Source organism: Ruegeria sp. AF8, from assembly GCF_056541825.1.
Genome location: NZ_JBQFYW010000074.1, coordinates 1 through 1,273, shown reverse-complemented (window position 1 = coordinate 1,273; position 1,273 = coordinate 1). Strand labels below are relative to the sequence as shown.

The following is a 1,273-nucleotide window of genomic DNA, read 5'->3' as shown; positions in this document are numbered from 1 at the left end:
TCAGAGGTTAGGATATAGGGGGAATCGGGCGCAGAGTTCTGCGACTTCGGCGCGGACCTTGGCTTCGACCTCGCCGTTGCCGTCGGGGCCGTTGGCGGCCAGGCCGTCGACCACCTCGACGATCCAGTCGGCGATCTGGCGGAACTCGGCCTCGCCAAAGCCGCGGGTGGTGCCCGCAGGCGTGCCCAGGCGGATGCCCGAGGTCACCGTCGGTTTCTCGGGGTCGAACGGGATGCCGTTCTTGTTGGTGGTGATATGCGCCCGGCCCAGGGCCGCGTCGGTGATGTTGCCGGTCACCTTCTTGGGCCGCAGATCGACCAGCATCACATGGGTGTCGGTGCCGCCGGTGACGATGTCGAGCCCGCCCTTGATCAGCTGATCGGCCAGCGCGTCGGCATTGGCGCGCACCTGGCGGATGTAATCCTTGAACTCGGGCCGCAGCGCCTCGCCAAAGGCCACCGCCTTGGCCGCGATCACATGCATCAGCGGGCCGCCCTGGATGCCGGGGAAGATCGCCGAATTCACCTTTTTGGCAATGGCCTCGTCATTGGTCAGGATCATGCCGCCACGGGGGCCGCGCAGGGTCTTGTGGGTGGTGGTGGTGGCCACATGCGCATGCGGGAAGGGCGAGGGATGCTCGCCCGCCGCAACCAGGCCGGCGATATGGGCCATGTCGACATGCAGATACGCGCCCACCATGTCGGCGATCTCGCGCATGCGGGCAAAGTCGATCACGCGCGGGATGGCCGAGCCGCCGGCGATGATGATCTTGGGGGTGTGCTCTTTCGCCAGCGCCTCGATCTGGTCATAGTCGATCAGGTTGTCTTCCTTGCGCACGCCGTAATGGATGGCGTTGAACCATTTGCCCGACTGGTTCGGCGCCGCGCCGTGGGTCAGGTGACCGCCCGCGTCCAGGCTCATGCCCAGGATGGTGTCGCCCGGCTTGGCCAGCGCCTGCATCACGCCCTGATTGGCCTGCGACCCAGAATTCGGCTGCACATTGGCGAACTCACAGCCAAACAGCTGTTTGGCGCGGTCGATGGCCAGGTTCTCGGCGACATCGACGAACTGGCAACCGCCGTAGTAGCGCCGCCCGGGATAGCCTTCGGCGTATTTGTTGGTCAGCACCGAGCCCTGCGCCTCCATCACGGCGGCCGAGACGATGTTCTCGGACGCGATCAGCTCGATCTCGTCGCGCTGGCGGCCCAGTTCCGAGGTGATCGAGCCATAAAGCTCAGGATCACGATCCGACAAAGATTGGGTGAAAAATCCG

Annotated in this window: 1 protein-coding gene; it reads right to left on the bottom strand. The window is 65.1% G+C overall.

Annotated elements, in window-relative coordinates:
- A partial coding sequence (gene glyA / locus ACR0AO_RS25415) for a serine hydroxymethyltransferase (protein WP_480609814.1) occupies positions 1 to 1,273 on the bottom strand: 1,273 nt, incomplete at its 5' end.